The sequence below is a fragment of the Kitasatospora fiedleri genome (assembly GCF_948472415.1).
In the GTDB taxonomy this organism is placed as follows: Bacteria; Actinomycetota; Actinomycetes; order Streptomycetales; family Streptomycetaceae; genus Kitasatospora; species Kitasatospora fiedleri.
Genome location: NZ_OX419519.1, coordinates 331981 through 354249, shown reverse-complemented (window position 1 = coordinate 354249; position 22269 = coordinate 331981). Strand labels below are relative to the sequence as shown.

The following is a 22269-nucleotide window of genomic DNA, read 5'->3' as shown; positions in this document are numbered from 1 at the left end:
TGGAGAGTGAGGTCCGGAATCCGTACCTCTAGAGGTCCGGAATCCGTACCTCTGAGGTCCGGAATCCGTACCTCTAGCGTGATCATGGTCTTCGGCTAGAGGTCCGGAATCCGTACCACTAGCAGGCGCTAGAGGTCCGGAATCTGGACTGCTACCGGCAGGGCAATCAGCGTCTAGAGGTCCGGAATCCGTACTGCTAGCGTCCGTCCCGCGCAGCCACCCGACCGCCTTCGGCAACCGGTACAGAGCCGGACGCGTCCCCTTCCCCTCCTCGAGCGTCGCCAACTCGCCGAGCTCCTCCGCCTTCCGAATCGCGTCGCGGACCACCGTGCGGGACGACACGTTCAGCGCCTGCATGAACTCCGGATAGCTCACCCGGATCTCGCACGCCGGAGTCCGCACCTTGTCGCGTCGCGCGCGCGAGCACAGCCAGCCGCGAGTTCCCGCGGGTCTGGGAGTGGTTCCACACCCAGTGCATGGCGTCGAGGGTCACGATCGGCCTTCCGGTAGTTCGGTGGGGTGAGGGTTGGGGCCCGGTGCGGGGGCGGGGAGGTCATCCCCCGCACCGGGCGGTCTGGCGGGCCGTCAGGCCGGGCAGTTGGTGCAGGTGTCGAAGTGGCCTCCGCCGTCCTCGACGATCCGCAGGAACTCCAGCCGGTCGGCCTGGTTGCGGGCGGTGGCGGCGGCCTTGAGGACGGCGGCCGGGGCGGTCCAGTCAGTGAAGTCGGCGATCTCGGCGGCCACGGCGTGCGCCGCCTCGCTGGTCTGGAACCGGGCGACCTGGAGCCCGGAGTGGTGGCCGAGCCGCCACCGGCAGGCCCCGCCGCTGATCGCGTCGGGCCCCTCGTAGACGTACAGGCCGGGAGTGGCGGGCTGGGCTTCGACGGTGACCGGGCCGGCCTGGCACAGGACGATGTGGTCGATGGTGGCGGTGCTCATCGGGGCTCCATGGGGGTGCTGGGGGGTTCGTCGGTGCCGGCCTGCGCGGCCGGGGTGTGGCGCACGCAGCGGGCGCCGATCAGGTAGGGCCGGGCGGGCTGCCCGCAGTACGCGTCGTCCGCGGCAGCCACTGCCGGCACGTCACGCGGCCAGGCGGTGACGGGGGCTCATGCCGCGCTGGTGGGTGCGGTCCCAGCTTCTTGCGGCCCTTCGGGGAGAGGCCCCCACGGATGCCGTGGCGGGTCTTCTCGCCGGCGTCGCCCTCGACCTTCATCGCCTCCCGCAGGCACTGGGCGACAACCGGGCAGCCGTTGCAGACCATCAGGGCTCGGCGATGCGCTCGATGCTGTAGGTGAGCGGGTAGAACAGCTCCGGGTCGACGTAGATGCAGGACGCGTCGTCCCGCCAGTCGTTGGTGGTCATCGCGGGCCTCCGTTCCTGGGGCGGGGGATGATCGGCACTGGCCGTTGACGCGCTCGACACGGCCCTCGGCCTCGTACCGGCGGGCACGTTCCGAGGCCTGCCGCCGGGCCCAGATGCCCTGCCGCTGGTGCAGCTCGTCGAGCGGCATGTCGGCGATCTCGGGGTGGAGGCGGGCGATGGCGTCGACGACGCGCACCGCGGCGAGCGCGTCCGCGGCGGCCTGGTGCGGGGCGGTGTGCGGCACCCGGTAGTGCGCCGCCAGGGCCCCCAGGTTCCGGGGCCCGCTGGCGGACCCGGTCGACGTGCCGGTCCATCACTGCGGGTCCAACACCAGCGGCTCCCGGCCCGCCCGCAGCGGCAGCGACGGCCAGCCGTGACGCCAAAACTCCCGGTCCAGCACCGTCAGGTCGTACGGCGCGTTCATGATCACGATCGGGATGCACTGCTCGACGATCCGCGCCAGCGTCACACCGACCGCCCCGCCACCCACTGGCCCGGCCGGCCCTCAGCCGCGGCCTGCTCCTGCGTGATCCCGTGGATCGCGGTCGCCTCCGCCGGGATCTCCACGTCGACACCGTCCAGCCCGACCGGTCCATCGTCAGCCAGCGCGACGGGTCGTCCTCCACGACCGTGCCGCGCTGGCCGCGGACCACGATCACCGCCGCCGACAACGGGTCCAAGCCCGTCGTCTCCAAGTCGAGGGCCGCCAGGGGCCCCAGGTGCCAGCTCACTCGGCACCGCCGGGGCGGCGAGTTCGTCGGCGGTGACCCGCGGCGCAGGGAACTCTTCGTCCGCCCGCACCTCGCCACGCTGGATCGACTGGAAGACACGTGCAGCTGTGCGGTGTCGTGCTCCGTCCACTTCGTCGACGGCCGGCCGAGCTTGTCCTGCAACTGGTCCTCGGAAATCCCGATGCTGCCGAACGCCCGGATGGCGTCCGCGATCCGCTGGGCCAGAGGCCGACCGCCACCGCCCTTCAAGGTCTTGTTGCACAGCTCCTTCGCCTCCTCCACGAACCACGGCGGCAGGATCGCGAAGATGGCCTCACGGACCCTGCGGGCCCCGTTGTTGGCGTTGTTCTCGTAGATGTCCCGCATGTCCTTGAGCTCCTTGACGCCGTCGCGGGTGTCGCGGCGGTGCGGGACCACGAAGGTCGAGCTGTTGCGGGAATTGGTCTGCACGTCCCAGGCGAACGCCTGCATCTCGGACTGCCCGAACTCGTCGTCGCGCCGCAGCTCGATCAGCCCGTACTGGACGTTGCCCCAGCATCTGGCCAGCTCGCGCGGCCAAGTGAACCGACGGACCGGTGATCGTGCCGCTGCCACGGGAGTATCGGAAGAACGCCCGCTCAGCCAGGGCCGTCTGCTGGCACGACTGGCGCATCTCGGCCAGCGCGGCCTGGATGTTGCGCGGGCACTGCTGGGCTACGACGATCGCGGCCTGCACCTCGGCGACCGCCCGGGACTGCTCCACCGCGGTGCCCTGCCCGATCCGGGCCGGGGCCGCGGGCATGAACTGCTCGACGCTCACTGGTTCTCCTGCTTCTCGGCCCACGCGGGCAGGGAGACGATGTCGACACGGTCCGAGTAGCCGGGCCACTCGCCGCTGCGGGTGCACTGCTGGTAGGCGGCGATCGCCTCACGGTTGCGGCGCCGTCCGGCGCGGATCGCCGCCAGGTCGAGCTGCACCACGTGGATCAGGTACGGCGGCGTCTTCTCCTGGAAGACGAACACCATGACGGCGTTCTCGACGCCGAGCACCGCGCGAATCCCGTCGATGTACCAGGGGTCCTGCTGGTAGTAGCCGTGGTCGTACACGGCCTTCTCGATGGCCCGCGGGTCCGCGGACACGCACGTCTTGTAGTCCGGGACGATCAGCCGGCCGTCCGTCGGGTGCGGCAGCCAGTCCGGGCGGGCCCGCCGCCACACGCCGGTCGCCTGGTCCACCCAGAACAGCGACCGCTCCGGCAGGCCACTGCCCGGAGCGAACAGGCGGGACGCAATCGGGTGCTGGCGGAGCGCGGCCGCCATCTCCTGGACCTGCTGCCACTCGGAGGGCAGCAGCGGCACAGCGCCATCGGCGCGGGCCCCGGCGGCCTGCTCCTGCGCGGCCTTCGTGCGGTAGTTGTCAGCGGCGATCTTCACCAGCTTCGGGCCCGAGCCGGTCACCAGGCCGTGGGCCGCGGTGCCGAAGTCGAAGACCCGCCGCGGCTTCTGGCCGTTCAGCTGCTCGTGCCGGAACAGGGCCGGGCACGACGGGGCCAGCAACTTCCGGGCCCCGGTGGAGGACAGCGAACCGCCCGGGACGGGGTCGGCGTGGTACTGCTCGTTGGTGATGTCGTAGATGCCAGGCTCGGTGATGATGGGCCCGGCGGCCGGGGCGCTCGACCCCGGCAACTCGGTGATCGTCATCGGGTCTCCCCCGCGATCGAGGGGAAGCCGAGGGCGCGCCGCGACTCCTCGTCGAGGCCGAACTTGATGGCGTCCTCGCGGGTCTCCCCGACCCACCAGTCCACCTGCTCCCGGCAGCCGAACCCGGCGGTGTCGGACCAGGCGACGCAGGTCACCCACCGCCCGTCGGCGAGACGGCCGACCAGTGCGATGTCGGTGCTGCTCCAGCCCTTCGGGCTGGTGGCCCGCAGGTGCGTGATCTCGGCGATCGACGCAGGGGCCGGGGCCTTGCCAGAGGTGTCGTACTCGTAGAGGCAGGACCACAGGGACTGGTCCATCTCCACCTCGGTGCTGTGCGCGGCCGCGAGCCGGACCAGCGGGCCGTAGTGCGCGTAGTCGGTCATCGGGTCTCCTTGCGGGCCCTGAGCGGGCAGATCAGCCAGCCGCGGCCGTCGGGCCGGACGAGCTCCAGGGCGGGGATCGGGTCGGTGATGCGCACCAGGCGCAGAGGCAGCCGGCGGCGCTGGCGCGGGAGGCGGGGAACGTCACGGCCGGTCCTCCCGGCGGGTCATCAGGTAGCGGACGGCCTCGGGGCTGACGGTGCGGGCCTCGACGGCCTGCACCCGGCGACGGGCCCGCCACTCGGAGACCAGCCCGATCAGCACCAGCACGGCGATCGCAGCGAGGATGATGGCGATGTCGATCACTGGGCCACCTGCTTCCGGGAGTTGGCCCGCTCCATGCGGGCGCGGACCTGCGCGGCGGTCGGCGGCACGAAGCGGTGCGGCACCGTGTCCACCCAGCGGCGGTCGTGCTCACGGCGGGCGATCCCGCACAGCCCGCAGGCGGACCCGGCGCTCACGCCGCCACCGCCAACGCAGCCGCCCGCAGAGCCCGAACCACCTCGGAAGCCGTCCGCTCCAGCGCGTCGTTCCACTCCGCGACGTTCTCCAGCACCTCGGCCATGACGTCCGGCAGCTGCTGCGACAGGGCCAGCACTGCGGCGTCCGCCAGCGGGTGCTGCACGTCCCGGCGGCCCGTGACGATCGCCCGGATCGCACCCACCGCACACGCGGACCGGTCCTTCTCGGACCCGAAGTCGCCCTTGTGGTGGCCGTGCACCTCGATGTACGCCGCCGCCAGCTCCAGCACCTGCTCGACCGACACCCGCTCACGCACCGGCAGCGCCAGCGGCGACGACACCGCCGGAATCACCGTCGGCGACACCCCAGCGAACAGGGAACGGCCCACCCGCACCTTGATGGCGTTCACGCCGCACCGCCCAACTCCAGGCCGCCCTGGACGTTGTAGCGGCGGCCGACCTCGGCCCACGCCGTGTGGAACAGGTCGATGTCCCGGTGGGTGTATACGGACACCTCGCGGTGCACCCCGTGGATCGGACGCGACACCTTCTGCGGGTCCTGCCCGTACCGGGCCCGGTACAGCGCCGCGACCGTCCGGCCCAGCCGCGTCCGCGCCGACCCCAGGTCCGCCTGCGCGACACCCCGGTCCGTCAGGTACTCGTCGCAGGTGATCGTGATCTCCTGCGGGTCCAACTCCGGCTCCTGGCCCAGCATCCGAGCCAGCTCGTGCTTGGCCATGCCCTCGATGTACGAGGTGTTCACCAGGCCGGCCTGCTTGGCCACGGCCATCGCGTCCAGCCGGGCCCGGGCGACGGAGGCGCGCTCCACGTCGTCCAACTCGGCCCGCAGCGCGGCGACCTGCTCGACCGAGGCGCGCTCGTTCACCGCGCCACCCTCGGTCCAGTACTTACGCAGAGCCTCAGCCGACTCCTTCTGGAAGGCGACCAGCACCGGCTTGATCTGCTCGGGGACCCGCGCCTCGTGCACGGTTGCCAGCAGCATCAGGAAGGTCTCGGTGGTCACCGTGGTGACCGTGCGCTCCTGGTCGTCGCCCGGCATCTGCGTGGTCTTCTGGCCCACGCAGGCCCACGACCGGCCCTTGAGCTTGCGGAGCTGGGTGGAGTAGTCCAGGCCGAGCGCCTCGATGGCGGGCCGGAGCACGATGTGGGGGGTGCCGTCGACGTCCACGGTGTGGAGTCGGCCGGCGGAGAGGTCGATCGTCACGACCTTCTGCGGCATGATGGGACTCAAGGTCTCCACCTCTCGTACTGGTAGTTCGTGGTGTGGTGGCAGGCCGTAGGGCTCTCGACCGGCGGCTACCGGGCGGGGGCCCGACCCGTTTGGGGGTGCGTCAGGCGGCGAGCGGCTGCGGGCGCGTCTTCGCGCGGCGCGGCTCGGGGCCCGGCGGGTGGGGTCGAGTTCGAGGTTCGACCGGGAGTCCTGCGCCTCGTGCTCGGCGAGCCACCGGTCGAGCGCCGCGATGCGGTACATCACGCGGCCGCCAGCCCGGAAGCCGGCCGGGCCGCTGCGACGCTCTCGGAGGCCGCGGAGAGCCTTCGGGGTGCGGCCGATGTAGGCCGCCGCCTGCTCCAGCGTCAGCACCGCCGGAACGGGGACCTGCATGGCGTCCATGATTTCCCTTCGTTTCTCATTCCAGGGGATCGGCGATGTCCAGCATGGTGACCTGCAGCTTGTCGGCGATCCTCTTGATCACCTCGGGCTGGGCACCTCTCTGGCCACGTTCGATCCGGGACAAGTGAGCGGGAGAGATGGCGACTTGGCTTGCGAACCGTCGAAGGCCGTAGCCCATCTGTTCGCGCTTGCGTCGAATGTCCTGCCCTCGCGCTCTCACATGACCAACGATATGGGTAATCATGGGCAATGGCAAGGCTATCTAGGGAAACCGATGGGTAATGGTGTCCGACCTGCGGGAATGGCGCGAACCCGGCTGTGCACGGTCATGCGGCATCTGCGATGCTGTTGCCTAACGTTGTCCAACAGGGGGAGCCGAGGGGCAGTCATGGGGAAGTCCGCCGAGCCCGAGCTCGACTGGGCACACCTTGGCGAGGAGATCCGCCGAGCACGCCTCGCCCGCGGCCTGAGCCAGCAACAGCTGGCCAACGCACTCGGGCTCGATCGCAAGACGATCGGGCACTACGAAAACGGCAGGGTTCCAGCCCCTGGCCGAATTCCGGACGGGTACTACGCCGCCGCCACGTTCTTCGGCTGGTCGGCCGGCACTCTCGCCCGCGTGCTTGCGGGCGGCGAAGTGATCACGCCCACCCAGACGGCGCCAGCTTCTCAGCCCGCGGCGCCCTTCCACGGCGGGAGTCCGGCCGAACTGTTCCCTGCGGTTGGCCGGTTCGCCCGGGCGGCGGTGGCAGCCGGCGGGGACCCGCGCCTGCGTGATCTCCTGGAGGACGTGGCCGACCGCCTGCTGCAGTCGGTGCCGGCCCGCACCGAACCGTCCCCGGCGCACCAGTCCTCGTACGGCCTGGCCGCGTACCGTCCGCACGCCTGGGCCGAGGGCGACCCCGGCATCCCCGAGGACGACGCCGAGCGCATCCGGCAGGCCCTCGACGAGCACGCCCGAGGCAAGGGCGAGTAACTCCCCAGCGGCACGCGACACGCGTCGCTCTACTTGCTTTTCTCCTCACAATTCCTCAGGTCATATGCCAGACTTAAGGTCCGACACGTCTCCCACACCTGTCAGAACCTGGGGGAGACGTATGCCCATCGCCGCTGGTGTCGTCGGGCTGATGTACAACCCTGCCGCCGAACTGGAGGAGATGGGCATCCCCATCCTCCGCTGCTGGCTGCGGGACACGTGGGGCATCTGGTCCCCCGAGCGCCACGCCGTCGTCGTGGCCGACGGCCTCACCCCGATCGAAGAGCGGTGCGTCCTCGCGCACGAACTCGAACACGTCCTCGCCGGCGACAGCGGCTGCGGCGGCACCGCGGGCCTGCAAGCCGAGCGCCGAGCCGAGACCCGGGCCGCCCGCAAGCTCATAGCCCTCTCCGACTGGGCCCGAGCCCGCCAGTGGGCCGCCGACGAGCACGAGCTGGCCGCCGAACTCAACGTCACCACCTGGGCCCTGAGGGCCCGCCACGCCGACCTGCAGGGGGGTGCCCAGTGGCTGGGTACATCGAAGATCGCTGGCTGAACAAGCGGCCCAACCCGGAGACCAACAAGCGCGAGCGGACCGAGCGCTACGGGAAGGGCAAGCGGTACCGGGTCGCGGGTATCCCCGGCGTGCGCGACGCCAGCTTCGCCACGCTGGAGGACGCCAAGACGTGGAAGTCGACGGCCGAGACCGACACGCGCCGTCTGACCTGGATGGACCCGCGGGAGGGAGAGATGACGTTGCGGGAGTACGTCGAGACGATCTGGTGGCCCGGCCGGTCCGACCCGACGAACACGGCCGGGCCGATGCAGTCGAAGATTTGGAACCACATCCTCGACCCGATCGGCGGTCTGCAGCTTCGCCAGATCGACGAAGAGGTGCTGCGGCTGTGGCTCAAGGGCCGGCGGGAGCAGGCAAAGCTGGGGGAAGGCACCTTGGAGGTGGTCTGGATTCACCTCGGGTCGATCCTGGGCTCTACGGTCGGCAAGAGGCTGGCCGCCAACCCGTGTCGGGCCCACGGTCACCTGCGGCCGATCGGAGGGGGGAGTAGTACGGCCCGCGCATGGTCGGCCCGCGAGTTCGTCGAGATCCGGGAGCAGATGCGGGAGCGCTACCGGATCACCGCCGACCTCGGGCTGCACGCCGGCCTGCGTCAGGCCGAGATGATCGGGATCGGCCTGGACGACATCGACGAGGACGCCATGGTCATCCGCCTGCGGCGTCAACTGCTGTGGGCGAACGGTACGAGGCCCTACTTCAAGCTGCCGAAGGGGCGGAAGGAGCGGTTGATCCCGCTGTCGCCCGGGCTGCTGCAGCTGATCCGGGAGCACGTGGAGCGCTTCCCGCCGGTGGAGACGAAGTTGCCGTGGGAGGGGCCCGGCAACGGCAAGCGGGAGACGGCCACCGCCCATCTGCTGGTGACGACGCAGTGGCGTCACCGGCTGAACCCCTCGGGATACAACCAGCGAATCCTCAAGCCGGCGCTCGCCGCAGCCGGCCTGATCCCGGCGAAGGGCGAAGAGGGGTGGGGGTGGTCGGGGACGCGGGAAGAGATGTATCACCGCTTCCGGCACACCTACGCCAGCGTCCAACTCCGGACCGAGGCCCCAGTGGCGGTGTCGAAGTGGATGGGCCACGCCTCGCCGGAGATCACGCTCAGGGTCTACGCCCACTTCATCCCCGAGGACGCTCAGCGCGGTCGGGCGGCGGTCGACAACTGGCTCAGCGCGGGGAGCCGGCAGAACTCCCCAGATTCTCCCCAGGAGCCGCACTGACAGTTGATGTGACCGAACGTCACGAGGCCGGGGATGCCGGTCGGCTCACCCCCGTAGCGGGCCGACCGGCAGGAAATCGCAGATCAGGAAGCTGCGGTGTAGTCGTAGAAGCCGCGACCGGACTTGCGGCCCAGCAGGCCCGCGTCGACCATCCGGGACAGCAGCGGCGGGGCCGCGTACAGCGGCTCCTTGTACTCCTCGTACATGGAGCGGGCGATCGCCTCGACGGTGTCCAGGCCGATCAGGTCGGCCAGGGCGAGCGGGCCCATCGGGTGGGCGCAGCCGTGGACCATGGCGGCGTCGATGTCGGCCGGGTCGGCGTGGCCCGCCTCGGCCATCCGGATCGCGGACAACAGGTAGGGGACCAGCAGGGCGTTGACGACGAAACCGGCCCGGTCGCGGGAGCGGACGACGTGCTTGCCCAGCACGTCCCGGGCGAAGGACTCCACCCGGTCCAGAACGGCCGGCGCGGTGTGCAGTGAGGAGACCAGTTCGACCAGCGGCATCACCGGTGCCGGGTTGAAGAAGTGCAGGCCCAGGACGTGGGCGGCGCGTCCGGTGGCGATGCCGAGCCGGGTCACCGGGATGGCTGAGGTGTTGGTGGCCAGCACGGCGTCCTCCGCGAACAGCACCTTGTCCAGGGCGCCGAGGACGCTGGTCTTGGCCCGCTCGTCCTCGACCACGGCCTCGACGACGAGCTGACGGTCCGCCAGGGCGTCGAGGTCGTCGGCGAACAGCAGGTGCGCCCAGGCGTCGGTGCGCTGCTGCTCGCTGATCCGGCCGCGTTCGGCGGCCCGGTGCAGCGAGCGGTCGATCCGGCGGCGGGCGGCCCGGAGCGCGGCTGCTCCGTTCTCACAGACGACGGTGTCGAGCCCGGCGCGGGCGAAGACCTCGGCGATGCCGGAGCCCATCTGTCCGGCGCCGACGACGGCGACCCGGCGGATGTCGTTCATGCGACCGCTCCGTCCGGGCCGGTGCCGACCGGGACGGTGGTGCGCACCAAGTGGCGGGCGTAGGCGGCGGTGGTGAGGAAGGCGGGAAGCTCGGCGCCGAGCGCGGTCTCCTCCAGGATCCGCACCGCGTCGTCGAGCCGGCCCGGGTCGGCGCCTTCGGCGATGAGCACGGCGCGTTCGCGGTCGACCAGCCGCCGGACGGCGTCGGGGGTGGCGAGCGAGCCGCCGATGAGACGGGTACGGTGGTGCTGCCACTGCCAGAGCTGGCAGCGGGCGATCTCGGCGGTGGCGACATCCTCCATCAGGCCGAACACCGCGACCGCGCCAGCTCCTCCGAGCCAGGCCGTCAGGTAGCGCAGCGCGACGGAGACGTTGGCGTGCAGGCCCTGCTCTGTCGGCAGTCCGGCGGTGAGCCGGTGGACGGAGAGCAGGTCGGCGGCGGTGACCTGGACGTCCTCGCGGGCGCGGTCGAGCTGGTGCGGGCGCTCGCCCAGGACGGCGTCGAAGGCGGTGCGGCAGGTGTCGACCAGGGCGGGGTGCGCGACCCAGGAGCCGTCGAAGCCGTCCCCGGCCTCCCGCTCCTTGTCGATCCGGACCCGGGTCAGCGCGGCTTCGTTGGCGGCCCGGTCGCGTTGCGGGACAGCCGCGGCCATGCCGCCGATGGCGTGCGCGCCGCGCCGGTGGCAGGTGCGCACCAGCAGGTCGGTGTAGGCGCGCAGGAAGGGCTGCGTCATGGTCAGGGTGGCCCGGTCGGGCAGCACGAACCGGGGCCCGGCCTGCGCGAAGTTCTTGATCATCGAGAACAGGTAGTCCCACCGGCCGGCGTTCAACCCGGCGGCGTGGTCGCGCAGTTCGTAGAGGATCTCGTCCATCTCGAAGGCGGCGGTGATGGTCTCGATCAGCACGGTGGCGCGGATCGTCCCGTACGGGATGCCGAGGGCGGCCTGGGCGAAGGCGAACACGTCGTTCCACAGCCGCGCTTCCAGGTGGTTTTCCAGCTTCGGCAGGTAGAAGTACGGGCCCCGGCCGCGGTCGATCTGCCGCTGCCCGCAGTGGAAGAGGTACAGCCCGAAGTCGACCAGCGCACCGACGGCGGGCCGGCCGTCGATCAGCAGGTGGTGCTCCTCCAGGTGCCAGCCGCGCGGGCGGACCACGACGGTGGCCGGGTCGTCGCCGATCCGGTAGCGCTTGCCCTCCGGGGTGGTGTCGTCGATCCGGCGTTCGATCGCGTCGATCAGGTTGAGTTGGCCGGTGACCAGGTTGTGCCAGGTGGGGGTGGTGGCGTCCTCGAAGTCCGCCAGCCACACCTTCGCGCCGGAGTTGAGCGCGTTGACGGCCATCCGGCGCTCGGGCGGGCCGGTGATCTCCACCCGGCGGTCGGTCAGTCCGGGGCCGGCTCCAGCGACCCGCCAACTGTCGTCGGCCCGGACGGCGGCGGTCTCCGGTCGGAAGTCCAGTGTGCCGCCGTCGGCCAATTCCGCCGCACGGCGGGCCCGTTCGGCGAGTAGTTCGGCGCGGCGGTCGGCGAAGACCTCGTGCAGGCGGCCCACGAACTCCAGAGCGGCCGGGGTGAGCACCTCCTCGAAGCGGTCCTCGTACGCGCCGAGCACCTCGACACTGGTTCCGGCGGTGGTCTCGGTGCGGCTGGTCGGGCTCATCCGGTACTCCAGGGGCAGACGGCGGGGATCGGGGGCTGGGGCCCGGGGCCTCGTCCCTCAACGAGGCCCGGGCGGGACGGGCGGCGGTCGTGGAGCCCCCGCATCCTGCCGGGGCGGCCGCCGCGGGGTGGCTCAGTGGAACTGCTCGGCCTCGGTGGAGCCGGTCAGCGCCAGGGTCTCGGCGTTCGGGTTGAGCGCGGTGGAGACCAGGTCGAAGTAGCCGGTGCCGACCTCGCGCTGGTGCTTGACCGCCGTGTAGCCGGCGGGGGCGGCCGCGAACTCGGCCTCTTGCAGCTCGACGTAGGCGGTCATGCCGTGCTCGGCGTAGCCGCGCGCCAGTTGGAACATCGAGTGGTTCAGGGCGTGGAAGCCGGCCAGGGTGATGAACTGGAAGCGGTAGCCCATCGCGCCCAGCTCCCGCTGGAACTTGGCGATCTGGTCGTCGTCCAGCGCGGCCTTCCAGTTGAACGACGGCGAGCAGTTGTACGCCAGCATCTTGTCCGGGTACTGCGCCTTGACCGCTTCCGCGAACTCCCGGGCCTGGGCGAGGTCCGGCGTGCCGGTCTCCACCCACAGCAGGTCCGCGTACGGGGCGAAGGCCAGGCCGCGCGAGATCACCGGCGCCATGCCGGGCTCGACCCGGTAGAAGCCCTCGGCGGTGCGCTCGCCGGTGCAGAACCGGGCGTCGCGCTCGTCCACGTCGCTGGTCAGCAGGTTGGCGGCCAGCGCGTCGGTGCGCGCCACGACCAGGGTCGGCACGTCGGCGATGTCGGCGGCCAGCCGGGCGGCGTTGAGAGTGCGGACGTGCTGGGCGGTGGGGACGAGGACCTTGCCGCCCAGGTGGCCGCACTTCTTCTCGGACGCCAGTTGGTCCTCGTAGTGGACGCCCGCCGCACCGGCCGCGATCATCGCCTTGGTCAGCTCGAAGGTGTTCAGCGGGCCGCCGAACCCGGCCTCCGCGTCCGCCACGATCGGCACCAGCCAGTCCGGGCCGTCGTTGCCCTCGGCGGCGTCGATCTGGTCGGCGCGCAGCAGCGCGTTGTTGATCCGGCGCACCACCTGCGGCACCGAGTTCGCCGGGTACAGGCTCTGGTCCGGGTACGTCTGCCCGGCCTGGTTGGCGTCCGCCGCGACCTGCCAGCCCGACAGGTAGACCGCCTCCAGCCCGCCCTTGACCATCTGCACGGCCTGACCGCCGGTCAGGGCGCCCAAGGCGTGGACATAGTCGCGCTCGTGCAGCAGCCGCCACAGCCGCTCCGCGCCGCGGCGCGCCAGGGTGTGCTCCTCGCGCACCGAACCCGACAGGCGCACCACGTCCTCGGCGGTGTACGTGCGCTCGATGCCCGCCCAGCGGGAATCGGACGCCCACCGGGCTTCGAGCGCGGCTGCCTGGTGCTCCTGCTGCTGTCGAACCGACTGGGTCATGGTGATCCGGCTCCCGAGGTGTGTTGCGAAGGGTGTGAGATACCTCTCGCCGCGAGGTGGACGGGCGGCCGGCCGGTGCCGGGCAGCGGTGGTGCACCGCAGGACGTGGTTACCCGGGAAGCCCGAACCACGGTGACTGACCTGTGGGTTCGTGATTTCCGACTGCACCTTCCGGCCGCACCGACGACTCTTCCAGGCCGTTCCGGCGCCGTCACCGCTGGACTGCTGCCAACTTGTGCGAAGCCTCTCCAGCACGTTTGCGAAGGCTGCGAAGGACCGGCGAGCGTCCGTCCGGCTAAGCTCCACCCCGCCGAACAGCCGACGAGCCGACCCGGTCGGCACGAGGGGAGCGACGATGGGAAAGGCGTTCGCGGGCGCCAGGCTGCGCCGGCTCCGCGAGGAGCGCGGCCTCAGCCAGGCCGCCCTCGCCCGGCTGCTCGAACTCTCACCCAGCTACCTCAACCAGCTCGAACACGACGCCCGCCCGCTCACCGTCCCCGTCCTGCTGCGCCTCACCGAGGCGTTCGGCGTCGAGGCCGGCTACTTCGCCCCGCCCGACAGCGCCCGGCTCACCGCCGAACTGCGCGACGCCCTCGGCGAGGAGATCGCGGCACAGCGGATCACCCCCGGCGAGCTCGACGAGGTCGCCACCCGCCTGCCCGCCGTGGCCCGGCTGCTCACCGACCTGGCCCGGGGCCGCCGGGACACCGCCGAGCAGCTCGCCGTCCTGGCCGGCGACCGGGGCGTCCCGGCCGACGCCCGCACCCCGCACGAACAGGTCCGCGAGTTCTTCTACCGCCGGCAGAACTACCTCCACGAGCTCGACTCCGCCGCGGAGGAGCTGGCCGTGAGGATCGGCCTGCGGCGCGGCATCGTGCGGGAGGCACTGAGCGACCGGCTGTCTACCGCGCACCGGGTGCGCACCTCCGCCGGCGGCCCGCACCTCCACCAGTACGACGAACCGACGCGCACCCTCCGCCTTTCCGACCGGCTGCGCCCCGGCCAGCAGGCGTTCCGGATGGCCACCCAGCTCGCCTACCTGGAACACGACGCGCTGCTGTCCGAACTCGCCGCCCAGGACACCCCGGAGGGCTCCACCGCCTTCGCGCTCACCCGGATCGGTCTCGCCAACTACTTCGCCGCCGCGCTGATCCTGCCCTACGCCGCCTTCCACGCCGAGGCCGAGCGCTCCCGCTACGACATCGAGCACCTCGCCGACCACTTCGGCGTCGGCTACGAGACGGTCTGCCACCGCCTGTCCACCCTCCAGCGCCCCGGCCTGCGCGGGGTGCCGTTCTCCTTCGTCCGCGTCGACCGGGCCGGGAACGTCTCCAAACGGCAGTCCGCCACCCCGTTCCACTTCTCCCGCACCGGCGGCACCTGCCCGCTGTGGAACGTCTACGACGCCTTCGCCGCCCCCGGCCGGGTGCACGTCCAGGTCGCCGCGATGCCCGACGGCCGCCGCTACCTGTGGACCGCCCGCGCCGTCACCCGCTCACCCGGCGGCTGGGGACGCCCCGGCAAGACCTTCGCCATCGGCCTGGGCTGCGAGGTCCGGCACGCCCACCGCCTGGTCTACTCCGCCGGGCTCGACCTCGCGGACGAGTCCGGCGCCACCCCCATCGGCCTCGGCTGCAAGGTCTGCGACCGCCCCGCCTGCCCGCAGCGCTCCGCCCCCGCCCTCGGCCGCACCCTCGCCGCCGACGAGCACACCAGCACCTTCGTCCCGTACGCCGTGCGCGCCGACCCGGAGCTCCGGGACCACTGACCGGCGGGCTACTCGGGCAGCCGGGTGTGCAGGCGGATGGTGGTGCCGGTCTCCGCGGTGGAGCGGATCTGGACGAGGTCGCAGAGCTGCTGGACCATCCAGAGCCCGCGGCCGCCGATCTGGTCGGCGGTCGGCCGGAGCCGGCCGACCAGCGGGTCCTGGAGGTGGCCGGAGTCGTGGAACTCGCAGATCAGGTCGGTGTCCTCCACCCAGGTGCGCAGGACGCCCCGGCCGCCGCCGTGCTTGATGCTGTTGGCGGCGATCTCGGAGGCGGCGATCAGCAGTTCGCGCAGCCGGGTGCCGCCCAGGCCGTGCGGGGTCGCGCAGGCCGTGATGTGGGCGCGGACCGCGGCGAGCCGGCCCCGCTGGTAGGGGAGTTCCTGGTGGGGGAGGTTGCGGGGGTGAGTTCGGGGAAGGCGTAGGGCTCCTCGACGTAGGAGCCGTTGGGCCCGTGGGCCCCTTCGCTGAGGAGCATCGGGTGGCAGCGCCGGGCCGACTCCACCACGCCGGGCTCCAGCGCCGCGGTGTCGTACGGGCAGAGCAGCCACCAGGCGGGCGACTGGGCGAACGCCAGGTTCAGCAGCCACTCGTGGTACCCGAACTCGCCGCTCTCCGCCGGTGAGGGGTCGCTCCACGCGGATTCGCTGATGCCGCGCACCGGGCTGCCCTCGGCGGCCTTGGAGACCCAGTCGCGCCAGGCCGGGATCAGCCGCCCGGGGTTGCGGCCCAGCGCGGCGGCGTCGAGGAAGGTGACGCAGTCGGCGGCGTCCGTGCCCGCCAGCTCGGTGCGCAGCATGCGCTCCTTCGGCTCCGCGACCGCGACCAGCACCGGCTCGCTGCCCGCGCGGGCGTCCCGGATGAAGGACATGGCGCCGTCGAGGAACTGCGCGTCCCCGTCGTACGGGTACAGCTCGTGCCGGAAGGCCGTGTCCTGGGCGGAGGCGGCCGGGCGCGTCGTGCTGTTCTCGCTCACGGTGCCAGCTCCACGGGGATCTGCGGGACGTCGTAGCCGAGCAGCGACCAGCAGCGCCGGAACGTCTCGTCCGTGTTCTCGACCACGATCCGGCGGCCGGGGACCCCGCGCGCCGCGTCCGCCAGCGCGCGCATGCCCGCGACGTCCACCAGTTCGAGGTCCTGGCAGCGCAGGCGCACGGTGGCGGACCGGGCGACCAGGGCGTCCAAGGCGGTACGGAACGCCTCGGCGCCCTCGAAGTCCACCACGCCGCTCACGCTCCAGCAGTCCGTTCCCGCGCTGTACATCCGAAATCCCGGCACCTCCGCACGTGTGCCCAACTGCTGCGGATGTACTCCGACGGCCTGGTCGAGGGCCGCCGGGCGGAAACCGACCTGGTGGTAGGCGCAGACGACGACGGCCGCCCCGGCGAGCACCAGGTCGTCCAGGCCCAGCTCGTGCCGGGCGATCTCCCGCGGGCTCGCCCCGCCCGGCCACACCCGGTCCATCCGGGCCAGCACCCGCAGCGCGCGGAAGCCCTGCCGGCACGCGGCGTCCGCCTCCCGGCGCACCGTCTCCAGCAGCGCCGCCGCGTCCCACACCGACCCGCCCGCCCGCTCGGCGACCGGGTCGAGGACCACGCCCTGGGCCGCGCCGCCCAGCGACCAGCGGGTGTCGGGCGTGCCGATGACCAGCACCTTGTCGCCGAAGAGCGCGCCGTCGGCGGCGAAGGCCCGCGCCGTCACGGCGAAGTCGTCGTCCGGGCCGACCAGCCAGCAGACGTGATCACCCGCTTCGACGGAGTCGAGGGTGGACACCGCACGTGCGCTCCTCACACGCCCTCCCTCCACCCCGACCGGCTCCGGCGGCATCCTATCGCCACCGGCCCGGCCCCCCGGGCACCCCGGCCCGGGCCCCTCAGCAGCGGGAGCGGCCGAACACGCCTGCGGCCGAACACGCGTGCGGGCGGGCCGGGCATGCGGACGGGCGGACCGGGCAGAAGGCCGCCGGGCGCGGACCGCACACGACCGCCGCGCGGAGACCAAGGGGAAGGACGGACGTCAGTGAAGGGTTTCCGGGGTTTCGTCCTACGGGGCAACGTCGTCGACCTGGCCGTGGGCGTGGTGATCGGAGCGGCCTTCTCGGGCGTCGTCACCGCCCTGGTCCGCGCCTTCCTCACCCCGCTGGTCGGCCTCGCCACCGGCGCGGTCGGCGACTTCAGCCGCCGGACCCTCCACCTCCACGGGGTGGAGTTCCCGTACGGCGCGTTCATCGACGCCGTGATCACCCTCCTGCTCACCGCGCTGGTGCTCTACTTCGTGGTCGTGCTCCCGTTCAACAAGCTGCACGAGCGCTTCGCCCCGCACCAGGACGTCCAGGCGCCCAAGCGCGACTGCCCCGAGTGCCTGTCCGCGATCCCCGCCCAGGCGAGCCGGTGCGCCTTCTGCACGGCCGAACTCGTCCGGACCACGCCCGACCTGCCGTGACCGCCCCCGGCCCGGCGGCGGCGTGGCGCGGGAAGGCGGCGGACGGGTGGCGGGCCGTCCGGGACGCGCTGCGCCACCCCGGGCGGGCCGTCCGGGCGCACCGCGAGGGGGTGGTGCGGACCGCCCGGGTGGCGGTGGCCTGCGCACTGGCCTGGGAGGTCGCGGTCGTGCTGCTGGGCGAGGACGAGCAGCCCGTCCTGGCGCCCCTGGCGGCGCTGCTGACCGTCCAGCTCACGGTGTTCCGGACGCTCGCGCAGGGCCTGCGGCAGTTCGGCGGCGTCATGCTCGGGGCCCTGGCCGCCCTCGGCCTGCTGCGCCTGGCCGGGGCGAACTTCGCCACCATCGGCCTCGCCGTCGGCGTCTGCCTGGGCCTGGGGAAGCTGCTGCGCCTGGGCGAGCAGGCCACCGAGGTGCCGGTCACCGTCCTGCTCGTGCTCAGCACCGGCGCGCCGTACGCCCCCGTCCGGATCTGGGACACCCTGGTCGGCGTCGCCTCCGGCGTCCTGGTCAACCTGGTCGCGGCGCCCCCCACCTACGTCGGCCACGCCGCGGACCGCTCCGCCCGGGTCGCCCACCGCCTCGCCGACATCGCCCACGACACCGCCCGCGGACTGCGCGAGGGCTGGGACGAACGGACCTCCGACGGCTGGCTGCGCCGGGTGGAGACGGCCGCCCGCGAACTCGACCGGGCCCGGCAGGCGGCCGTCCAGGCCGAGGAGGGCATCCGCCTCAACCCCCGTCGGCTGCGGCAGGGCACCGACCCGGCGGTCGCACTCGGCCCGCTGGGCGAGGGCCTGACCTGCCTCGGCCACGTCTGCGACCAGCTCGGATCGGTGCTCCGCGGCCTGGACGACCTGGCCCGCGGCGAGCGCCAGTTCCCGCGCGGGGCCGAAGCGCTCAGCGACGCGCGCGAACGGGTCCGGCCGATCGGCGACGTCCTGGAGGCCGTCGGCGACGCGCTCGACGTCCTCGCCCGCATCCAGCGCGACCGCGTCCGCGAGGCCGCGCACACCGACGACCTGACGGCCGCCCTGGAACGGGGCCACGACCGCCACGCCGCCGCCGCCGAGACGCTCTGCCGCACCGACCACGGCCCCGCCGTCTGGTCCCTGCACGGCTCGATCATGGACGAGACCCAGCAGATCCTCCACGAACTCGACCCCCGCCACGGCCCCCACCCGGCCGCCCTGCACCCCCAGCCGCTCCGCCTCGCGGCCCCGCGCCGGGAGAGCCCGGAGCACTCCGAAAGGTCCTAGCCCCAACAAGTTGAACACGTTCAAAATGTGCGGCATGATCGGCGCCACGAGGTCCGGACACCAGTCCGGGCCGGCGCCGCCGTGCCCTGCGCGCGGACGGCCGGGGGAGGGGGAGGGGGATCGTGGCAGACCTCGGAAGGACCCGGTGGCCGGCCGTCGCGGTCGCATCGATGTGGTGGTACGAGGGCTTCTGGTGCAAGGTCCTCCCCGGGCGGGCCGACCAACGGGCCATCGTCGAAGGGCTGCCCCTGCTGCCGACCGGCGCGGTCACCCCGCTCCTGGTCGTCCTCGGCCTCGCCGAGGTCGCACTCGGAACGTGGGTGCTGCTGGGCCGCCGCCCGTACGCCGCCGCAGTCGTGCAGACGCTCCTGGTGGTCGGCTTCAACACCGGCGGACTGCTCTTCGGCGCCGACCACATCCCGGAGCCCGGGCGGCTGGTCGTCCAGGACCTCTGCTTCCTCGCGCTGATCTGGCTCGTCGCGGCCCGGCGTCCGGTGGGCGTGGAGCGGCAGGGGGCCCGGGCGTGGTGACCGCCTCGGTCTCCGCCGCCGTCGGGCGGCTCGGAGCCGTACCGCGCCCGTCGGCCCCCGCCGCCGCCGGTACGCCGTGGCAGGCGGGTCGGCTGTTCGCCGGGCCCGCCCGCCGTCCCCGGGTGCTCTTCGGCCGGATGTACGAGGACCCGGCCGTCGAACTCGCGGTCTTCCCGCCGCCCGGTGCCCGGGTGCTCTGCATCGCCTCCGCCGGGGACACCGCCGCCGCCCTCGCCGCGGCCGGGTACGAGGTCACCGCCATCGACCTGAACCCCGCCCAACTCGCCTACGCCCGGTCCCGGCTGGAAGCCGGGGCACCCGCGCTCACCGGCACGGCCGAACGGCTGACCGGCCTCGGCCGCGCCACGGCCGCCGCCCTGCTGCCGGCCTGGCGGCCCGCGTCCGTCGCCGATTTCCTGCGCCTCGACGATCCCGGCGAGCAACGGCAGCGGTGGGCCGCCGAGTTCGACGGCCCCGGGCTGCGGCTGCTCGCCGCCGCCGCCCTGCGGCCCGCCGGGGCGCTCGCCGCCGCGCTGCGCCCGGGCTTCCGGTGCGCGCTCCCGCGCGGCTTCGACACCGTGCTGCTCCGGCGGATCGCCCGGACCGTCGCCCGGCACCCCAACGCGGCCAACGACTGGGCCTGGCGGCTGCTGCTCGGCCGCGAACGCCCAGGCGCAGCCGCACCCGCACCCGCTCCCGCCTCCGCCCTCGCACCCGCCGCAGCCACGGCCGGCGGCGGGCGGGTGCGGCTGGTGCGGGGCGAGGTCGTCGAGCACCTGGAGCGGTCCGCCGCCGGGAGCTACGACGCGGTGACGCTCTCCAACGTGGTCGACGGGCCCGGGCCGCAGTTCGCCCGGCGGCTGCGCGCCGCCGTCGAGCACGCGGTGCGGCCGGGCGGCACCGCGGTGGTCCGCAGCCTGCGCGAACCGGGCCCCGGCGGGCCGGGACTCGCCGCCGAGGACCGGTCGATGATCTGGGGCGTGGTGCGGGCCGTCCGCACCGGGCCGGACGGAACCGGGACGGACGGAACCGGGCCGGACGGAACCGGGACGGACGGAGCCGAGACCCGATGAAACACCTGCTGCGCCGCCACCCCGTCCCGATGCGGACCCACTTCGCGCACTCGCTGGTCCTGACCTACGCCCTGCCCCCGCACGTCCTGGAACCGCTGCTGCCACCGGGGCTCGCGCTCGACACCTACACCGACCCGGTCGGCACCGAGCACGGGTTCGTCGCGGCCGCCCTGGTGGACACCCGGAGCCTGCGGCCCGCCTTCCTGCCCGCCCGGCTCGGCGCCGACCGGGTGCTGACCGGGTACCGGATCTTCACCCGCTTCCCCACCCCCGGGGGACGGGCCATGCGCGGGCTGAAGATCCTCCGCAGCGACACGGACAGCCGGGTCATGGCCCTCGGCGGCAACCTGCTCACGCGCTACCACTACCGGCCGGCCCGGATCGGCAGCCGGGTCGTCGGCGACACCCTGGAGTTCCGGGTGGTCAGCCGCGACGGCCGGGCCGACCTGTACGTGCGGGCCGACCTCGGTTCCGCCCCCGCCGACCTGCCGGCCGGCAGCCCGTTCGCCTGCGCCAAGGACGCCCGGCGGTTCGCCGGCCCGCTGCCCTACACCTTCGAACACGAGCCGGAGACCGGGTCGATGATCGTGGTCAAGGCCACCCGGACCCACTGGGAGCCGACTCCGGTCGCCGTCGAACTGCCGACCCCGCCCACCTTCTTCGAGCACGGCCCGTTCGCCGGGACGACTCCCGTACTCGCCAACGCCTTCCACGTCGCCGACCTCGACTACGGCTGGCACGCCGGCCAGCGCCGCGCCGAGAACGGGGCCGAACGGTGAAGCCGCCCGCCACGGCCCCGGAAGAGCCGCCCGCCACGGCCCCGGGAGAGCCAACCGCTTTCTCCGGGGTCCGGGAGGTCGTCCGCTACAACTGGCCGATGTACGCGGCGGGTTGCCTCACTGCGGCAGTCGGCCTCGCCCTCGCGCACCGTCTGCCCGGGCCCGTCGCCCCCGTCGCCCGGGCGGGCGCGGTCGCCGCCGCGGCCCTGCTGGCGACCGGCACGGCCGCCACCTGGTGGGTCTACGACCGCTCGGAGCTGCGCACCTTCGACTGGCTGGAGGAACTGCTGCCGACCGGCCCGGGCGCACACCTGGTGGTCTCCTCCGGCCTCGACGAGACCAGTCGGCCGGTGGCGGCCCGCTGGCCGGGCCACCCGCAGACCGTGGTCGACCTCTACCACCCGGCCCTGATGACCGAGGGATCGATCCGCCGGGCCCGCCGCCGGGTGCCGCCCGTCCCGGGCACCCTGCCCGGACGGCCGGACCGGCTGCCCGCGGCGACCGGTTCGGCGGACACCGTCCTCGCCGTCTTCGCCGCCCACGAACTGCGCCGACCCGACGACCGGCACGCGCTCTTCGCCGAGTTCGCGCCGGGTACTGCGCCCCGACGGCCGCCTCGTCCTGGTCGAGCACCTGCGGGACGCCGCCAACACCGCGGTCTACGGCCCCGGCGCCCGGCACTTCTTCCCCCGCCGGACCTGGCTCCGGGCCGCGGCCGCAGCGGGTCTGCGCCCCGTCGCGCAACGGCGGATCGGCGGACTCGTCACCGCCCTCTCCCTCACCCCCGCCGTCATCCCGACCAGCACCCCGACCACCGCCCCGACCACCATCCCGACCGTCACCCCGACCGGAAAGCGCCGCACACCGTGACCCACCTGCTCACCCTGGACGGCCAACTACGCCTGGTGGGCGCGGCCCTGATCGCGATGGGCGCGCTCCACCTCGTCCTGCCGCGGCTCATCGGCTGGCCCGCCGACCTGGCCGGAACCACCCTGCTGACCCGCCAGGTCTCCTACGTGCACCTCTTCTTCATCGCCCTGACCTGCGTCCTGCTCGGCCTGCTGCCGCTGCTGCTCACCCGGGACCTGCTCGCCGGCGGCCGGCTCGGCACCGCGCTGCTGGCCGCGCAGACCCTCTTCTGGGGCACCCGCTGGATCTTCGAGTTCGCGGTGTTCTCCCCGAAGCTGTGGCGCGGCGACCGGCTGCGGACCGCCGCCCACGCGACGCTGTCGGTGCTGTGGACGTGGGTGACGGCCGTGTTCGCCTGCGCGCTCGGGACGGCGCTCGGCGGCTGAGCGGGAGCGGTACGGCGCCGCGGGACCCCCGCCGGCCGGGGCGGCCGACGGGGGTCCGGTACGGGCGGACGGACAGGCG

27 protein-coding genes are annotated in these 22269 nt (G+C 73.1%); 10 read left to right on the top strand and 17 right to left on the bottom strand.

Translation table 11 applies throughout. The annotated features are described in order from the left end of the window. Positions 1-585: 585 nt before the first annotated feature. The 11 genes from QMQ26_RS01780 to QMQ26_RS01735 form a co-directional block, all read right to left on the bottom strand. Positions 586-939 carry a hypothetical protein gene (locus QMQ26_RS01780; protein ID WP_282204498.1) on the bottom strand — a complete coding sequence of 118 codons (354 nt, stop codon included), beginning with the start codon at positions 937-939 and terminating at the stop codon, positions 586-588. Beyond that, complete coding sequence (locus QMQ26_RS01775; RefSeq protein ID WP_282204497.1) at positions 936-1070, bottom strand: hypothetical protein; 135 nt, start codon at positions 1068-1070, stop codon at positions 936-938. The genes QMQ26_RS01780 and QMQ26_RS01775 overlap by 4 nt, the downstream gene beginning before the upstream one ends. Next, the gene (locus tag QMQ26_RS37845; protein ID WP_404814036.1) at positions 1019-1261 is read right to left on the bottom strand and encodes a WhiB family transcriptional regulator; all 243 of its coding nucleotides are present in this window, start codon (positions 1259-1261) and stop codon (positions 1019-1021) included. The genes QMQ26_RS01775 and QMQ26_RS37845 overlap by 52 nt, the downstream gene beginning before the upstream one ends. Positions 1262-1675: 414 nt before the next feature. Beyond that, positions 1676-1831 (bottom strand): hypothetical protein, encoded by a 156-nt coding sequence (locus QMQ26_RS01770; protein ID WP_282204496.1) that lies wholly within the window; start codon positions 1829-1831, stop codon positions 1676-1678. Between the two features lie 1057 nt (positions 1832-2888). Further along, complete coding sequence (locus tag QMQ26_RS01765; protein ID WP_282204495.1) at positions 2889-3773, bottom strand: PD-(D/E)XK nuclease-like domain-containing protein; 885 nt, start codon at positions 3771-3773, stop codon at positions 2889-2891. Next, positions 3770-4156 (bottom strand): hypothetical protein, encoded by a 387-nt coding sequence (locus QMQ26_RS01760; RefSeq protein ID WP_282204494.1) that lies wholly within the window; start codon positions 4154-4156, stop codon positions 3770-3772. The genes QMQ26_RS01765 and QMQ26_RS01760 overlap by 4 nt, the downstream gene beginning before the upstream one ends. Positions 4157-4297: 141 nt before the next feature. After that, positions 4298-4459, bottom strand: a complete 162-nt coding sequence (locus QMQ26_RS01755; RefSeq protein WP_282204493.1) for a hypothetical protein — start codon at positions 4457-4459, stop codon at positions 4298-4300. Beyond that, positions 4456-4614, bottom strand: a complete 159-nt coding sequence (locus tag QMQ26_RS01750; protein WP_282204492.1) for a hypothetical protein — start codon at positions 4612-4614, stop codon at positions 4456-4458. The genes QMQ26_RS01755 and QMQ26_RS01750 overlap by 4 nt, the downstream gene beginning before the upstream one ends. Further along, positions 4611-5024: a DUF6197 family protein gene (locus QMQ26_RS01745; RefSeq protein ID WP_282204491.1), complete on the bottom strand. Its 414-nt coding sequence runs from the start codon at positions 5022-5024 to the stop codon at positions 4611-4613. The genes QMQ26_RS01750 and QMQ26_RS01745 overlap by 4 nt, the downstream gene beginning before the upstream one ends. Continuing rightward, the gene (locus QMQ26_RS01740) at positions 5021-6247 is read right to left on the bottom strand and encodes a phage antirepressor N-terminal domain-containing protein (RefSeq protein WP_282204490.1); all 1227 of its coding nucleotides are present in this window, start codon (positions 6245-6247) and stop codon (positions 5021-5023) included. Before QMQ26_RS01740 ends, QMQ26_RS01745 begins: the two co-directional genes overlap by 4 nt. A gap of 16 nt (positions 6248-6263) precedes the next feature. Further along, positions 6264-6491: a helix-turn-helix domain-containing protein gene (locus QMQ26_RS01735; RefSeq protein WP_282204489.1), complete on the bottom strand. Its 228-nt coding sequence runs from the start codon at positions 6489-6491 to the stop codon at positions 6264-6266. A 144-nt stretch (positions 6492-6635) separates the two neighbouring features. Between QMQ26_RS01735 and QMQ26_RS01730 the strand changes: the two genes are divergently transcribed. The 3 genes from QMQ26_RS01730 (at position 6636) to QMQ26_RS01720 (ending at position 9014) form a co-directional block, all read left to right on the top strand. Next, complete coding sequence (locus tag QMQ26_RS01730) at positions 6636-7223, top strand: helix-turn-helix transcriptional regulator (RefSeq protein ID WP_282204488.1); 588 nt, start codon at positions 6636-6638, stop codon at positions 7221-7223. Between the two features lie 121 nt (positions 7224-7344). Continuing rightward, entirely contained in the window at positions 7345-7779 is a 435-nt protein-coding gene (locus tag QMQ26_RS01725; RefSeq protein WP_282204487.1) for an ImmA/IrrE family metallo-endopeptidase, read from the top strand. Next, the gene (locus tag QMQ26_RS01720; protein WP_282204486.1) at positions 7749-9014 is read left to right on the top strand and encodes a tyrosine-type recombinase/integrase; all 1266 of its coding nucleotides are present in this window, start codon (positions 7749-7751) and stop codon (positions 9012-9014) included. The genes QMQ26_RS01725 and QMQ26_RS01720 overlap by 31 nt, the downstream gene beginning before the upstream one ends. Before the next feature lie 83 nt (positions 9015-9097). On the opposite strand, the gene QMQ26_RS01715 is transcribed toward QMQ26_RS01720, so the two are convergent. From QMQ26_RS01715 to aceA, 3 genes are all read right to left on the bottom strand, one after another. Then, a complete protein-coding gene (locus tag QMQ26_RS01715; protein ID WP_282204485.1) occupies positions 9098-9967 on the bottom strand; it encodes a 3-hydroxybutyryl-CoA dehydrogenase in 870 nt (289 codons plus the stop codon). Next, the gene (aceB, locus tag QMQ26_RS01710) at positions 9964-11625 is read right to left on the bottom strand and encodes a malate synthase A (protein ID WP_282204484.1); all 1662 of its coding nucleotides are present in this window, start codon (positions 11623-11625) and stop codon (positions 9964-9966) included. The genes QMQ26_RS01715 and aceB overlap by 4 nt, the downstream gene beginning before the upstream one ends. Positions 11626-11757: 132 nt before the next feature. Beyond that, positions 11758-13050, bottom strand: a complete 1293-nt coding sequence (aceA, locus tag QMQ26_RS01705) for an isocitrate lyase (RefSeq protein ID WP_282204483.1) — start codon at positions 13048-13050, stop codon at positions 11758-11760. Between the two features lie 355 nt (positions 13051-13405). Between aceA and QMQ26_RS01700 the strand changes: the two genes are divergently transcribed. Next, positions 13406-14818 (top strand): short-chain fatty acyl-CoA regulator family protein, encoded by a 1413-nt coding sequence (locus QMQ26_RS01700; protein ID WP_282204482.1) that lies wholly within the window; start codon positions 13406-13408, stop codon positions 14816-14818. An 8-nt stretch (positions 14819-14826) separates the two neighbouring features. Here QMQ26_RS01700 and QMQ26_RS01695 read toward each other — a convergent pair whose 3' ends face one another. The 3 genes from QMQ26_RS01695 to QMQ26_RS01685 are packed head-to-tail and all read right to left on the bottom strand — an operon-like array spanning position 14827 to position 16588. Beyond that, positions 14827-15126, bottom strand: coding sequence for an ATP-binding protein (locus tag QMQ26_RS01695; RefSeq protein ID WP_282206387.1), 300 nt, complete (start codon positions 15124-15126; stop codon positions 14827-14829). Further along, a complete protein-coding gene (locus tag QMQ26_RS01690) occupies positions 15096-15791 on the bottom strand; it encodes an MEDS domain-containing protein (RefSeq protein ID WP_282204481.1) in 696 nt (231 codons plus the stop codon). Before QMQ26_RS01690 ends, QMQ26_RS01695 begins: the two co-directional genes overlap by 31 nt. Beyond that, entirely contained in the window at positions 15788-16588 is an 801-nt protein-coding gene (locus tag QMQ26_RS01685) for an MEDS domain-containing protein (RefSeq protein ID WP_282204480.1), read from the bottom strand. The genes QMQ26_RS01690 and QMQ26_RS01685 overlap by 4 nt, the downstream gene beginning before the upstream one ends. Before the next feature lie 246 nt (positions 16589-16834). On the opposite strand from QMQ26_RS01685, the gene mscL reads away from it, so the two are divergent. From mscL to QMQ26_RS01655, 6 genes are all read left to right on the top strand, one after another. After that, positions 16835-17257 (top strand): large conductance mechanosensitive channel protein MscL, encoded by a 423-nt coding sequence (gene mscL / locus QMQ26_RS01680; RefSeq protein WP_282204479.1) that lies wholly within the window; start codon positions 16835-16837, stop codon positions 17255-17257. Next, complete coding sequence (locus QMQ26_RS01675) at positions 17254-18513, top strand: FUSC family protein (RefSeq protein ID WP_282204478.1); 1260 nt, start codon at positions 17254-17256, stop codon at positions 18511-18513. The genes mscL and QMQ26_RS01675 overlap by 4 nt, the downstream gene beginning before the upstream one ends. A 122-nt stretch (positions 18514-18635) precedes the next feature. Beyond that, a complete protein-coding gene (locus QMQ26_RS01670) occupies positions 18636-19043 on the top strand; it encodes a DoxX-like family protein (protein ID WP_282204477.1) in 408 nt (135 codons plus the stop codon). Beyond that, complete coding sequence (locus QMQ26_RS01665) at positions 19037-20116, top strand: DUF3419 family protein (RefSeq protein WP_282204476.1); 1080 nt, start codon at positions 19037-19039, stop codon at positions 20114-20116. Before QMQ26_RS01670 ends, QMQ26_RS01665 begins: the two co-directional genes overlap by 7 nt. Continuing rightward, positions 20113-20895, top strand: a complete 783-nt coding sequence (locus QMQ26_RS01660) for a DUF2071 domain-containing protein (protein ID WP_282204475.1) — start codon at positions 20113-20115, stop codon at positions 20893-20895. The genes QMQ26_RS01665 and QMQ26_RS01660 overlap by 4 nt, the downstream gene beginning before the upstream one ends. A 98-nt stretch (positions 20896-20993) precedes the next feature. After that, complete coding sequence (locus tag QMQ26_RS01655; RefSeq protein WP_282204474.1) at positions 20994-22190, top strand: hypothetical protein; 1197 nt, start codon at positions 20994-20996, stop codon at positions 22188-22190. Positions 22191-22269: the final 79 nt, after the last annotated feature.